This window comes from uncultured Croceicoccus sp. (assembly GCF_947496385.1).
In the GTDB taxonomy this organism is placed as follows: Bacteria; Pseudomonadota; Alphaproteobacteria; order Sphingomonadales; family Sphingomonadaceae; genus Croceicoccus.
This window is the reverse complement of record NZ_CANMCP010000002.1, coordinates 191,283-204,964: the sequence shown is the minus strand read 5'-3', so window position 1 is coordinate 204,964 and position 13,682 is coordinate 191,283. Positions and strand designations below refer to the sequence as shown.

11 protein-coding genes are annotated in these 13,682 nt (G+C 65.4%); 7 read left to right on the top strand and 4 right to left on the bottom strand.

Annotated features, from left to right (window positions below; translation table 11 throughout):
* Positions 1–72: 72 nt before the first annotated feature.
* The 7 genes from Q0897_RS04725 (at position 73) to Q0897_RS04695 (ending at position 10,774) form a co-directional block, all read left to right on the top strand.
* The gene (locus Q0897_RS04725; RefSeq protein ID WP_299307896.1) at positions 73–2,991 is read left to right on the top strand and encodes a M16 family metallopeptidase; all 2,919 of its coding nucleotides are present in this window, start codon (positions 73–75) and stop codon (positions 2,989–2,991) included.
* 159 nt (positions 2,992–3,150) lie between these two features.
* Positions 3,151–4,524, top strand: coding sequence for a class II 3-deoxy-7-phosphoheptulonate synthase (locus Q0897_RS04720; RefSeq protein WP_299307894.1), 1,374 nt, complete (start codon positions 3,151–3,153; stop codon positions 4,522–4,524).
* Between the two features lie 168 nt (positions 4,525–4,692).
* The gene (egtB, locus tag Q0897_RS04715) at positions 4,693–5,913 is read left to right on the top strand and encodes an ergothioneine biosynthesis protein EgtB (RefSeq protein WP_299308155.1); all 1,221 of its coding nucleotides are present in this window, start codon (positions 4,693–4,695) and stop codon (positions 5,911–5,913) included.
* A gap of 10 nt (positions 5,914–5,923) precedes the next feature.
* Positions 5,924–6,928: an L-histidine N(alpha)-methyltransferase gene (gene egtD / locus Q0897_RS04710; protein WP_299307892.1), complete on the top strand. Its 1,005-nt coding sequence runs from the start codon at positions 5,924–5,926 to the stop codon at positions 6,926–6,928.
* 122 nt (positions 6,929–7,050) lie between these two features.
* Positions 7,051–8,076: an aspartate-semialdehyde dehydrogenase gene (locus tag Q0897_RS04705; RefSeq protein ID WP_299307890.1), complete on the top strand. Its 1,026-nt coding sequence runs from the start codon at positions 7,051–7,053 to the stop codon at positions 8,074–8,076.
* Between the two features lie 7 nt (positions 8,077–8,083).
* A complete protein-coding gene (locus tag Q0897_RS04700) occupies positions 8,084–8,845 on the top strand; it encodes an alpha/beta fold hydrolase (RefSeq protein WP_299307888.1) in 762 nt (253 codons plus the stop codon).
* A 63-nt stretch (positions 8,846–8,908) separates the two neighbouring features.
* Entirely contained in the window at positions 8,909–10,774 is a 1,866-nt protein-coding gene (locus tag Q0897_RS04695) for a M2 family metallopeptidase (RefSeq protein ID WP_299307886.1), read from the top strand.
* 52 nt (positions 10,775–10,826) lie between these two features.
* On the opposite strand, the gene Q0897_RS04690 is transcribed toward Q0897_RS04695, so the two are convergent.
* From Q0897_RS04690 to Q0897_RS04675, 4 genes are all read right to left on the bottom strand, one after another.
* Positions 10,827–10,964, bottom strand: coding sequence for a DUF2256 domain-containing protein (locus Q0897_RS04690; RefSeq protein ID WP_202085495.1), 138 nt, complete (start codon positions 10,962–10,964; stop codon positions 10,827–10,829).
* Positions 10,965–11,040: 76 nt separating this feature from the next.
* A complete protein-coding gene (fabG, locus tag Q0897_RS04685; RefSeq protein ID WP_299307884.1) occupies positions 11,041–11,790 on the bottom strand; it encodes a 3-oxoacyl-[acyl-carrier-protein] reductase in 750 nt (249 codons plus the stop codon).
* A 3-nt stretch (positions 11,791–11,793) separates the two neighbouring features.
* Complete coding sequence (fabD, locus tag Q0897_RS04680; RefSeq protein WP_299307882.1) at positions 11,794–12,735, bottom strand: ACP S-malonyltransferase; 942 nt, start codon at positions 12,733–12,735, stop codon at positions 11,794–11,796.
* 69 nt (positions 12,736–12,804) lie between these two features.
* A complete protein-coding gene (locus Q0897_RS04675) occupies positions 12,805–13,623 on the bottom strand; it encodes an LD-carboxypeptidase (protein WP_299307881.1) in 819 nt (272 codons plus the stop codon).
* Positions 13,624–13,682 lie beyond the last annotated feature (59 nt).

Below are 13,682 nucleotides of genomic sequence, written 5' to 3'. Positions count from 1 at the left end.
TGCCGGTATTCAGTGGCGCTTCATCACCCGGCCACCTATATGGCGCCCATGATATTGAACGCCCGCACGGCCATGCGTCTTGCCGTATCGCCCTTCGCCCTCTCGCTCTCCGCTCTCGTGGGCCTTTCCGCCCTTTCACCCGCCGCCCATGCACAACCCGCCCCGTCCGCCGAGGCGAGCCGCGAATGGCCGCAGGTGGAAACGGACCGCCCTTGGATCTACCGCGGGAGCGACGTGCCGCCCGATACCGAATGGGATTTCGGCGAGCTGGAAAACGGGCTGCGCTATGCGGTGCGCTTCAACGAGGTGCCGCAGGGGCAGGTGTCGATCCGCGTGCGCGTCGATGCCGGGTCGCTCCACGAAACCGAGGATGAGCGCGGCTTTGCCCATCTTCTCGAACATCTTGTGTTCCGGGAATCGAAATATCTCGGGCCGGGGGAGACGATCCCCCGCTGGGAACAGCTCGGCGCGACGTTCGGCAACGATACCAACGCCGAAACGACCCCGACGCAGACCGTGTACAAGCTCGACGTGCCCGACATGGACCCGGCGAAGGCGGACGAGGTGTTTCGCTTGCTGTCGGGCATGGTCACGGCGCCCACGCTTTCCGAAAAGGGCGTGAAGACCGAGGTGCCCATCGTGCTCGCCGAAAAGCGGGAGCGGGGCGGCGCCGGCCTCCGCGTGAGCGAGGCCAGCCGGGAGACCTATTTCGCGGGGCAGCCGCTCGCCACCCGCGCGCCCATCGGTACGGAGGCCACGCTGGGCGCCGCGGGGCGGCGGAACGTGCGCGCGTTCTATGACCGGTGGTACCGGCCGGAGAACACCGTGATTTCCATTGCAGGCGATCTCGATCCTGCGTTGATGACGCAGCTCCTGCAGAAATATTTCGGCGGCTGGAAGGGGAAGGGCCGCGCCGTGCCGGCGCCCGACTTCGGCGATCCGGTCGCAGGCGCCGATGCCCGCTCCGCAGAAGGCGCGCTGGCGCCCGTGGGGGAGACGCGGGTGATGGTCGAACCCGACCTGCCGCGCAATGTCGGCTATGCCGTGCTCCGCCCATGGGAGAAGGTCGCCGATACCATCGCGTATAACGAGGGGCTGCTCCTCGATCAGCTGGCGATCTCGGTACTGAATCGCAGGCTGGAGGCGCAGGCCCGCGCCGGCGGCAGCTATCTCGCCGCGCAGGTCGGCCAGGACGACGTCAACCGCAGCGCGGACGTGACCTTCGTATCGGTCACGCCCCTGTCCGACGACTGGCAGGCCGCGCTGAACGATGTACGCGCGGTGATCGCGTCGGCGCTCGCCACTCCGCCGACCGAGGCGGAGGTGCAGCGCGAGCTTGCCGAATTCGACAATGCCTTCGCCATCGGGGTGGAGACTTCCTCGGTGCAGCAGACGCGCGACCTTGCCGACAATATCGTGCAGGCCATCGACATTCGCGAAACCGTGGCGGCGCCCGATACGGTGCTCGACGTGCTGCGCGGGATGAGCGACCGCATTACGCCGCAAGCTATCCTGCAACATACGCGGCAACTTTTCACCGGTGAGGTCCTGCGCGGCCTGATGATCGTGCCCGATGCGGAGGAGGCGGATGCCGCCGCGTTCCGCGCGGCGCTGCTCGCCCCGGTCGAGGCGCTCGACAACAGTGCCGATAACGGACCGCAGCTGTCCTTTGCCGACCTCCCCGCCATCGGCACGCCGGGCACGGTGGTCGAGGAGGCGCCCTCGGGCCTTTTGGGTATCGAGACGATCACGCTTTCGAATGGCGTGCGCGCGATGCTGTGGGCGAACGATGCCGAACCGGGGCGCGCCAATGTGCGCGTGCGGTTCGGTGCGGGCTACGGTGCGTTCGATGCGGACAGCGCCCCCTATGCGACGCTCGGCGAAGGTGCTTTGATGAGCGCGGGCGTCGGTCAGCTCGACCAGGACGACCTCGAACGCATCGCGACCGGGCGCAAGCTCGGCCTCGGCTTCGCCATCGAGGAGGACAATTTCGTGATGAGCGCGGAAACGCGCCAGTCCGACCTCGCCGATCAGCTTTACCTGTTCGCGGCGAAACTGGCCGATCCGCGCTGGGATGCGCAGCCGATCCTGCGCACGCGGGCCGCGCTGGCGCTCGGCTATGGCAGCTACGCCACCAGCCCGGCCGGCGTGATCGAGCGCGACCTCGAATATATCCTGCGCGGTGAGGACCCGCGCTTCCACGCGCCCACCCCGGCGGAGGCGGAGACGCTCACCCCCGAAGGCTTCCGCAAGGTATGGGAGCCGATCCTGGCGAGCGGGCCGGTAACGGTGGAAATCTTCGGCGATTTCGACCGTGCGCAGGCGGTTGCCGATCTGGAAAGGACGTTCGGCGCCCTCGACCAGCGCCCCGCGATGGAAATGAGGCCGCAGCTTTCCTCCTTCCCCGAAACGGGCGGCGATCCGATCGTGCTCACCCATCGCGGCGACGCGAACCAGGCCGCGGCGATCATCGCCTGGCCGACGGGCGGCGGGCGTGACCGCGTGCGGCTTTCGCGGCAGGTCGAGATCCTCTCGCAATTGTTCAACAACCGCCTGTTCGATGCGATGCGCGAACGGCTGGGCGCGAGCTATGCGCCCAATGTCGCCTCGCGCTGGCCGCTCGACCGCGAGGATGGCGGCATGATCATCGCCATGGCGCAGCTGCAGCCCAAGGACGTGCCGGCGTTTTATGACGTCGCCAACGGCATTGCCGCCGACCTCGTCGCCAATCCGCCCGGCGCAGAGGAGATCGCCCGCGTCACCGAACCGCTGCGGCAGCTGATCAGCCGGTCGTCGAGCGGGAACGGCTTCTGGCTCAACCAGCTCGGCGGGGCGGCGCGCGATCCGCGGCGCTTCGATCAGGTGCGCTCGATCCTCGACGATTATTCGCGCACGACGCCCGAAACGATGCAGAAGCTGGCGCAGATGTTCCTCGCAGGAGAGGACACGGTCCGCATCTCCGTGCTGCCGGAGGAACAGGCCGGGGAATGATGCGATGCTGCGCGTGTGACATGCGCAGCATCGTTTCGTTTCGATGTTTACCATTGTAACCTTTGCAAAGCGGGATGCGCGTTGCTATGGCGGGCGCCTTCCGACCACCACCGAACATGACAAGACCGCCACGACTGGCGGCGCGATGGAGTGACCACATTGGCAAACGACTGGAGCCCCGAAAGCTGGAAATCGCATGAGGGGCGGCACCTGCCGACCTATGCCGATACGGCGGCCCTGAACGATGTCGAGGAGCGCCTGTCGCATTATCCGCCGCTCGTCTTCGCGGGCGAGGCGCGCGCGCTCAAGGCCGATCTCGCCGAGGTGGCGGGCGGCCGCGGATTTTTGTTGCAGGGCGGCGATTGCGCGGAAAGCTTCGCCGAATTCCACCCCGACAATATTCGCGACACGTTCCGCGTGCTGCTGCAGATGGCGGTCGTGCTGACCTTCGCGAGCAAGCAGAAGGTCGTGAAGGTCGGGCGAATGGCGGGGCAGTTCGCCAAGCCGCGCTCCGCCCCCACCGAAACGCAGGGCGAGACCGAGCTGCCCAGCTATTTCGGCGACATCATCAACGACATCGGCTTCGATTTCACGGGACGCCAACCCGATCCCGAGCGCATGATCCGCGCCTATAGCCAGAACGCGGCCACGCTCAATCTGCTGCGCGCCTTTGCGGGCGGCGGCTATGCCAATCTGCGGCAGGTGCACCAGTGGACGCAGGACCATATCGGGCGTTCCGACTGGGGCGCGCGCTTTTCGCAGACGGCGGACCGCATTTCGGAGGCGCTGGACTTCATGGCGGCATGCGGCGTCGATCCCGCAACCGTCCCGCAATTGCAGGGCACCAGCTTCTACACCAGCCACGAAGCGTTGCTGTTGCCGTATGAACAGGCGCTCACCCGGAAGGATTCGCTCACCGGCGACTGGTACGATACCTCCGCGCACATGCTGTGGATCGGGGATCGCACCCGGTTCGAGGGCAGCGCCCATGTCGAATATCTGCGCGGAGTGAACAACCCCATCGGGATGAAATGCGGGCCCTCGCTCGAACCCGATGCGATGCTGCGCCTGCTCGACACGCTCAACCCCGCGCGCGAGCCGGGGCGGATCACGCTCATCAGCCGGTTCGGCCATGAAAAGGTGGAGGCGGGCCTCGCCCCACTGGTCCGTGCGGTCAAGCGTGAAGGGCACCCGGTGGTGTGGTCGTGCGACCCGATGCACGGCAATGTCATCAAATCGCCGAGCGGCCTGAAAACCCGCCCGTTCGACCGCATCCTGTCGGAGGTGAAGGGCTTTTTCGCGGTTCACCGGGCCGAGGGCACCCACGCCGGCGGCATCCATGTCGAAATGACCGGGCAGGACGTGACCGAATGCACTGGCGGCGCCATCGCCATCACGGACGAGGCGCTGGGCGACCGGTATCGCACCCATTGCGATCCGCGCCTGAACGGGGCGCAGTCGATCGAACTGGCCTTCCTGCTCGCCGAAATGCTGAACATGGAAATGCGGCAGCGCGACGCCGAAGCCGCATGATTCCAGCCGGGGCGTGGCCGTCGCCATGCCCCGGTCGCACCGGAATCGGATGAATTTGCGCGTGCGGTTGGCACTTCGGCGCCGATCGCGCATTATAGGGGCATGGATAATGCCGCGCCCCGCCCCGAGATCGACACGACACGCGCCGGGGCGACCGATTCCCCGGCCATGAACAGCCTGGCCGAACGGTTCCGCGCGACCCGCCAGCTCAGCCTCGATCTCGCCGCGCCGCTCTCCGATGCCGACGCCACGATACAGTCGATGGAGGATGCCAGCCCGGCGAAATGGCACCTGGCGCACACGACATGGTTTTTCGAGACCTTTCTCCTGCGCGACCGGCTCGACGGCTATCGGCTTTTCGATGAGAAATTTCCGTATCTTTTCAACAGCTATTACGAGGCGGAGGGCGAGCGGATCGCCCGGTTTTCGCGCGGTATGCTCTCGCGCCCCACGCTGGAGGAAATCGTCGCCTTTCGCCGCGCGGTTGACGATGCGATGGAGCCGCTGCTGACCCGCGAGGATTGCGCGGAGCTCATCGCGCTCGGCATCGCGCATGAGCAGCAGCACCAGGAATTGCTGCTCACCGATATCAAGCATGCGTTGTTTCAAAACCCGCTCGGCCCCGCGATGTTCGAGGGCGACGTGCCGACGGGCGCGCCGGGCGATGATGGCTGGATCGAGCATCCCGGCGGCATCACGCGCATCGGCCATGATTTCGGCGCGGACGATGCGGATGCGGCCCGCGATTTCGCCTTTGACTGCGAGGGGCCGCGCCACCGCCATCTCCTCGAACCGTTCGCGATGGCGCGGCGGCTCGTGACCAATCGCGAATGGGAGGCGTTTGTCGCCGATGGCGGCTATCGCGATGCGGCGCTGTGGCTGTCCGATGGGTGGGCATGGGTGCAGGCCAATGGCATTGCCGCGCCGATGTATTGGGAGGGCGACACGCAGTTCACCCTCTCCGGCGCGCGGCGGCGCGATCCCGATGCGCCGGTCACGCATATTTCCTATTACGAGGCCGATGCCTTTGCCCAATGGGCCGGCGCGCGCCTGCCGACCGAGGCAGAGTGGGAGGCGCTCGCCGCGAGCGAGGATCCGCATGCGGGACAGCAGTTCGACAGCGCCGGCCCGGTCCATCCCGTGGCGCGAGACGGTCTGTTCGGGTCGTGCTGGCAATGGACGCGTAGTGCGTATCTGCCCTATCCCCGGTTCCGCCCGGTCGAAGGGGCGGTCGGCGAATATAACGGCAAGTTCATGTCGGGGCAGTTCGTGTTGAAGGGGGGGAGCTGTGCGACGGTGCGCGGCCACATGCGCGCCAGCTATCGCAATTTCTTCTATCCGCACATGCGGTGGCAATTCACCGGGCTCCGGCTCGCCAAGGATATTTGAGGGGATACACATGCCAGTCGAACAAGCGGTTCGCATCGTCGATGAAGATGCGAGCGGGATCGACCGCGCCTTTCGCGACGAGGTGATCGCCGGCCTGTCACAGGCCCAGAAGGCGGTGCCGGCGCGGTGGTTCTATGACGAACGCGGATCGCAATTGTTCGAGGATATCACCGCCGTTCCCGAATATTACCCGACCCGGGCGGAGCGGGAGATCCTGTCCGCGCGGGGGCAGGAATTTGCCGATGCCATCGGATCGGGCCGCGCCGTGGTGGAATTCGGCTCGGGCAGTTCGGCGAAGACGCCGCTGCTGCTCGATGCCATTGCGCCGTCGGCCTATGTCCCGCTCGACATTTCGGGCGAATTCCTGCGCGCGTCGGCCAATACGCTGGCCAAAAGCTTTCCCGACCTGCCGATTCACCCGGTCGAGGCGGATTTTACGAAGCCCGTCACCCTGCCGGATGCGATCGCGGGCGCGCCGCGGCTGGGGTTCTTTCCCGGATCGACGATCGGCAATCTGGTGCCGCGCACCGCGGTCGACCTGCTGCGCCAGATGCGACGCACGTTGAGTGCGGACGGGGCGGGCGAAACGCCGGCACAACTGCTGATCGGGATGGACCGGATCAAGGATACCGCCGTGCTGGAGGCTGCCTATGACGATGCGGCCGGGGTGACGGCGGCGTTCAACCTCAACCTCCTCACCCGCATCAATCGCGAGCTGGGCGGCGATATTCCCGTGGCGGATTTTGCGCATCGGGCGATCTGGAACGATGATATCGCGCGCATCGAAATGCATCTGGAGGCGCAGGCCGACATGCGTTTTGCGATCTGCGGCCATGATTTCGCAATGGCCAGGGGCGAGACGATCCATACCGAGAACAGCCACAAATATGGCAAGCGCAGCGCCAATACGCTGCTGCTTGCGGGCGGCTGGACGCCGATGCGGCGGTGGAGCGACGACAAGAATCGTTTCATGCTCATCCTCGCCGAGGCCAGCCCGTTGCGCATGGCCCCCTGATCCGCGCAATGTTTCGCCAATCCTATGGGTTGTCAGCCATCCCATGTGCGGTTAGGGCGCGCACAGTGCGGCGCTGGCGTGATGCGCCGTTTGACATAATGTCTTTCAGGTAAGGTTTGATCATGGGTTATCGGGTGGCCGTCGTTGGCGCGACGGGGAATGTCGGGCGCGAAGTGCTCGCGATCCTGGCGGAGCGCGAATTTCCGTATGACGAGATCGCGGCGGTTGCGTCCTCGCGTTCCGTCGGGACCGAGGTGGAGATCGGCGACACCGGCAAGATGATCAAATGCCGCAATATCGAGCATTTCGATTTCACCGGCTGGGACATTGCGCTGTTCGCCGCCGGAAGCGGCCCGGCGAAGGATTACGCGGCGAAGGCGGCGGCGGCGGGATGCTATGTCATCGACAACAGCTCGCTTTATCGCATGGACCCGGACGTGCCGCTCATCGTGCCGGAGGTGAACCCCGACGCGATCGAGGAGGCGGTGAAGCGCAAGATCATCGCCAATCCCAACTGCTCGACCGCGCAGATGGTCGTCGCGCTGAAACCCCTGCACGATGTCGCCACGATCAAGCGCGTGGTGGTCAGCACCTATCAATCGGTGTCCGGTGCGGGCAAGGCCGGCATGGACGAGCTGTTCGAGCAGAGCCGTGCCATTTTCGTCGGAGACGCCGTCGAACCGCGCAAGTTCACGAAGCAGATCGCCTTTAACGTCATTCCGCACATTGACGTCTTCCTCGACGATGGTTCGACGAAGGAAGAGTGGAAGATGGTCGTCGAGACGAAGAAGATCATGGACCCCAAAATCAAGGTGCAGGCCACCTGCGTGCGGGTGCCGGTATTCGTGGGCCACGCCGAATCCATCACGCTGGAATTCGAGAAGGAAATGACCGCAAGCCAAGCGCAGGACATCCTGCGCGAGGCACCGGGCATCATGCTCGTCGACAAGCGGGAGGACGGCGGATACGTCACCCCCGTCGAATGCGCGGGCGACAGCGCCACCTATATCAGCCGCGTGCGCGAGGATCCGACGGTCGAAAACGGCCTGGCGCTGTGGTGCGTGTCGGACAATCTGCGCAAGGGTGCGGCATTGAACGCGGTGCAGATCGCCGAATTGCTCGGCCGCCGTATTTTGAAAAAAGGCTGATCGCGCAATGGCTCTCCCCGATTACGATACGGTTGCGGCGCGCGACGGCACGCCCCTTGCCGTGCATCGCATGGGGGAGGGCACGCGCGGCACGGTCGTGCTGCTGCACGGGTTGTTCTCCAATGTGGAGACGAACTGGGTCAAGTTCGGCCATGCGCAGAAGCTCGCCGATGCGGGGTTCGCGCTCATCATGCCGGATCTGCGCGCGCATGGGCACAGCGGGGCGCCACACGATCCGGTCTGCTACCCGCCCGACGTGCTCGTCCGCGATCTTGAGGATGTGATCGCCCATTACGGGCTGGTCGAATATGATCTCGTCGGGTTTTCACTGGGCTCGCGCACGGTGCTGCGCGGTGTGCTGGACGGGCTTACGCCGCGGCGGCTCGTGCTGACCGGGATGGGGCTCGAAGGGCTTGCCGGGTGGGAGAAGCGGGCGGTCTTCTTCCGCGATGCCATCGACCGGTTCGACGAGGTGCGCATGGGCGACCCGGCATTCTTCGCCGTCAGCTTCATGAAAACGATGAAGGTGGACCGCACCGCTGCGCGGCTGCTGCTCGGCTCGATGGCCGACACCAGCCGCGATGCATTGTCCGCGGCGACGATGCCCACCCTGGTGCTGTGCGGGGACAAGGACAACGACAATGGCAGCGCCGACGCGTTGGCCGAGGCATTGCCGGACGGGCGCCGCGCCACGATCCCGGGCACGCATATGAGCAGCGTTTCCGAAGGCGCGCTCGGCGATGAGCTGGTGGCGTTTCTGACCGCTTGATTTCGGACGGGGGGCGGTCCAAACCGGTTTCATAACGAACCGGGATCGAAGGATAACACCCTGATGAAATTCGCTTCTTCCGTCGCCGCCATGGCGATGGCCATCGCGCTTGCCGCCCCCGGCCACGCGCAGACCGCCGCCGACAGCAACCCTGTCACCACCGATGCGGAGGAGGCGGCCCGCTTTCCCATGACGGCGGAAGGCGCGGCACAATTCATCGCTGCCGCCGAAGCCGACCTGTTCGGTTACAGCGTCGATGCCAGCCGCATCGCGTGGGTCAACGCCACCTATATAACGCCCGACACCAACGCGCTTGCCGCGCAAAGCGGCGCCATCGGAACGCAAAAGCAGGTGAAATACGCGCTTGCCGCCGCGCAATATGCGCGTGTCCCGGGGCTCGATGCCGATGTGGCGCGCAAGCTCGACATATTGCGCAACGGCATCGTCCTGCCCGCGCCGACCGCCGATGGCGCGGCGGAGGAATTGAACACCATCGCGACCGATCTCAACGCGCAATATGGCAAGGGTCGCGGCCTTTTGAACGGCGAGCCGATTTCGGGCAGCGATATCGAGGCGGAGATGGGCAATCTTGCACGCACGCCGGCCGAATATGCGGAGATGTGGGCAAGCTGGCACGACAATGTCGGCGCGCCGATGAAAAACGATTACGCGCGCATGGTCGCGATCGCCAACGAAGGCGCGAAGGAACTCGGCTTTGCCAATACCGGCGCGATGTGGCGGTCGGGATACGATATGCCGCCCGAACAGTTCGCCGCGGAAACCGAACGGCTGTGGCAGGAGGTAAAGCCGCTCTACATGGCGCTCCACACCTATGTTCGCGGGCGGCTGAACGCGAAATATGGCGATGGTGTGCAACCGGCCACTGGCCCGATCCGCGCCGACCTGCTCGGCAATATGTGGGCGCAGGAGTGGGGCAATATCTACCCGCTCGTCGCGCCCGAAGGGGCCGGCGATCTCGGCTATGACATCGGCGAATTGCTGGAGGCGAAGGGCGAGGGGCCCATCGACATGGTGAAGATCGGCGAGGGGTTCTATTCCTCGCTGGGGTTCGAGCCTTTGCCCGAGACGTTCTGGGAGCGCAGCCAGTTCACGAAGCCTGCCGACCGCGAAGTGGTGTGCCATGCGAGCGCGTGGGACGTGGACAATGTCGACGACATCCGCATCAAGATGTGCATCAAGGTGAACGCCGGCGACTTCGTCACGATCCACCACGAGCTCGGCCACAATTACTATCAGCGTGCCTATAACGAGCAGCCGTATCTCTATCTCAACGGCGCGAACGACGGGTTCCACGAGGCGATCGGCGATTTCGTCGCACTTTCGATCACGCCGGAATATCTGGTGCAGATCGGCCTGCTCAACCGCGAAGACGTGCCCTCGGCGGACAAGGACATCGGTTTGCTGCTGCGCCAGGCGATGGACAAGGTGGCGTTCCTGCCCTTCGGCCTGCTGGTCGATCAATGGCGCTGGGGCGTGTTCGACGGCAGCATCGCGCCTGCCGATTACAACACCGCGTGGACCGATCTTCGCCGCGAGTATCAGGGCATCGCCCCGCCGGTGGAGCGTCCCGCCGATGCATTCGACCCAGGCGCGAAATATCACATTCCGGGCAACACGCCCTACATGCGCTATTTCCTTGCACGCATTTTGCAGTTCCAGTTCTACAAATCGGCATGCGAGCAGGCCGGATGGACCGGGCCGCTGCATCGGTGCAGCTTCTACGGCAACGAGGAGGTGGGGCAACGTTTGAACGCCATGCTGGAAATGGGTGCGTCGAAGCCCTGGCCCGATGCACTGGAGGCGTTCACCGGGAGCCGCGAGATGAGCGGCAAGGCGATGGTGGAATATTTCGCCCCGCTCAAGGCCTGGCTGGACGAGCAGAACAAGGGCCAGCCGCAGGGTTGGTAATCCGATGAAGGGGCCGGGCGGAAACGTCCGGCCCTTCGGTCATGGCGGCGCGCTATTTCGCCGTGCGGCGGCACCGCTCCGAACAATAGACGACATTGTCCCAGTCGCGCGCCCATTTCTTGCGCCAGGCGAACGGGCGTTCGCACACCGGGCAGGTCTTCGTCGGCAGGTTCGGTTTCTTGTGCGCCATCGTGTGGGACAACGCATCGCGCGCGTTCCGGTTGCCGGGCGGGTGCGGCCATTCGCCCACCCACCCGGCGACGGGGTCAGATCATCGCCATGCCGCCGTTCACGTGGAGCGTCTGCCCGGTGACGTAGCCCGCTTCCTTCGACGCGAGATAGGCGACCGCGGCGCCGATGTCGGACCCTTCGCCCATGCGCCCGGCGGGAATGCGGGCGTTCAGCTCGTCCTTCTGTGCCTCGGGCAACACGTCGGTCATCGCCGTGCGGATGAAACCGGGCGCGACGCAGTTCACCGTGATGTTGCGCGTGGCAAGCTCCTGCGCGAGGCTCTTGCTCATGCCGGTAAGACCCGCCTTGGCCGCGGCATAGTTCATCTGCCCCGGATTGCCGGTGGTGCCGACCACGCTGGTGATGGAGATCATGCGCCCGAACTTCGCCTTCATCATGGGCCGGGTCGCGGCGCGCATGAGCCGGAACGCAGCGGTCAGGTTGACCTGCAACACCTGCTCCCAATCCTCGTCCTTCATCCGCATCATCAACCCGTCGCGGGTGATCCCTGCGTTATTGACGAGGATGTCCAGCTTGCCGAGCGTGTCGATCGCCGCGGGGACCAGCGCATCGACGCTTTCCGCGCTCGACAGGTCGCAGGTGATTTCCACATGGTCGCCGCCGGTTTCGGCATTCAGCTGTTCGCGAAAGGCGCGCAGCTTGTCGCCGTTCGATCCGCTGAGCGCAAGACGCGCGCCCTGTCCTGCCAATGCGCGGGCGATTTCGGAGCCGATGCCCCCCGATGCGCCGGTCACCAGCGCCGTCATTCCGGTCAGGTCGAACATCGCTCAGATCTCCTTTGCCAGCGTTTCGCAATCGGCCATCGTGACGATGGAGCGCACCTCCACGCCATCGGCGGACCGCTTGACCATGGGGCCGAGCACCTTGCCGCCCAGCTCGATGAATTGCGTGACGCCGATCGCGGCCATGCCCGCCGCGCTCTCGCGCCAGCGGACCCGGCCCATCACCTGCGCGACGAGATGCTTGCGGATTTCTGCTGGGTCGGCGACAGGCTGCGCCGTGACATTGGCGAACACCGGCAGGCGCGGTGCGTTCGGCATCGTCTTGGTCAGCGCATCGTCCATCGCGGCGGCGGCCGGTTCCATCAATTCGCAATGGAACGGCGCCGAGACGGGCAGCATCACGGCGCGGCGGATGCCGAATTCCTTCGCAATGGCGACGGCGCGCTCGATCGGCGCGACGTGCCCCGACAGCACGACCTGCGTCGGGTCATTGTCATTGGCGACGGTGCACACTTCGCCTTCCGCCTCGGTCGCGGCCTTCGCCAGTTCGGACGCCTTTTCCACATCGGCGCCGAGCAGCGCGCACATCGCGCCGACGCCGACGGGCACCGCGGCCTGCATCGCCTGTCCGCGCAGTTTCAGGAGCCGCGCCGTATCGGACAGCGAAAACGCACCGGCGGCGCAAAGCGCGCTATATTCGCCGAGGCTGTGGCCCGCGACATAATCGCCCTTCTCGGCAAGCGAGACGCCGAATTCCTTCTCCAGGACGCGCACGATGGCCATGGAATGCGCCATGATCGCAGGCTGCGCGTTTTCGGTGAGGGTGAGCTGATCCTCCGGCCCGTCCTTCATGATGGCGAAGAGCTTTTGTCCCAGCGCGTCGTCGACTTCCTCGAAAACCTCGCGGGCGTGGGCGGATGTGTCGGCGAGCGCAGCGCCCATGCCGACGGTCTGGCTCCCCTGTCCGGGGAAGATGAAAGCTTTCATGGATGTCTCCTTATGCATTGCGGGGCGGGGTAGGTCGCGGCGCATTCGCCCGCAAGCCCCGCCGTCATCTCATTTCGGGCGGGGGCCGAACGGAACGATGCGATTGGCGGCATCGTGACCGATGTCCGCCCGGCCGAGGAAAGGCACGCCCGCCCGCTCGCACCAATGGCGGCAGATCGCCTCTGCGCCCATGCCGAAGGGGCGATCGTTTTCCGGCACGTCGGACACCCGGCCCAGCCGCACGCCGGCAAGGTTCATGGCCGGCATCGCCTCGGCAACATGGAAGAAAAGCCGGTCGATGGCATACAGATACTCGCTCACTTCCTCCAGCATGAGGACATGGCCCGACAGATCCGGCATGAGCGACGTACCGCAGATCATGGCGAATGTCGCAAGGTTGAAGGCCACTGTCGGCGCATCGGCGGCAAACGGCTCCATCGTGCCCCGGTCGCCCGACATGAAGGACAGCGTGCGCCGCACCGCCGCCGCGCCGCCCTCGCGCCCGATGTCGTAAGGCATGGGGGCATGGGTCGGCCGCCCGATGGAATGGCGGTAAAACCCGGCGAGCAGATAGCCCGCATCGGAATAGCCGAAATAGCGTTTGTCGCGTGCCGCATCGTTCATCCGCGCAATCGCGTCCCCGGCGATCCGGCACGCGCCATATCCGCCCCGCGCGAACCACACGGCATCGAACGCCGGATCGTTCGCGCATTCGATGAGCGCCTCGCGCCGCTGTGCATCGCTTCCTGCGAAATGGCCCGATTCCTCGAAACATTGCGGATGGAACGTGAGCGAAAGGTCCGGGTAGTCGCGGGCGAGAGCCGCCACCGCGTCGGCGCAATCGCGCGGGAAGGGGGCCGACGGGGCGCAGATGGCGACGTTATACATATAAAACCATCGCTAAACCCCATGCCCGTGATTGCCAAGCGTGCCCTTTGCCAATAGCC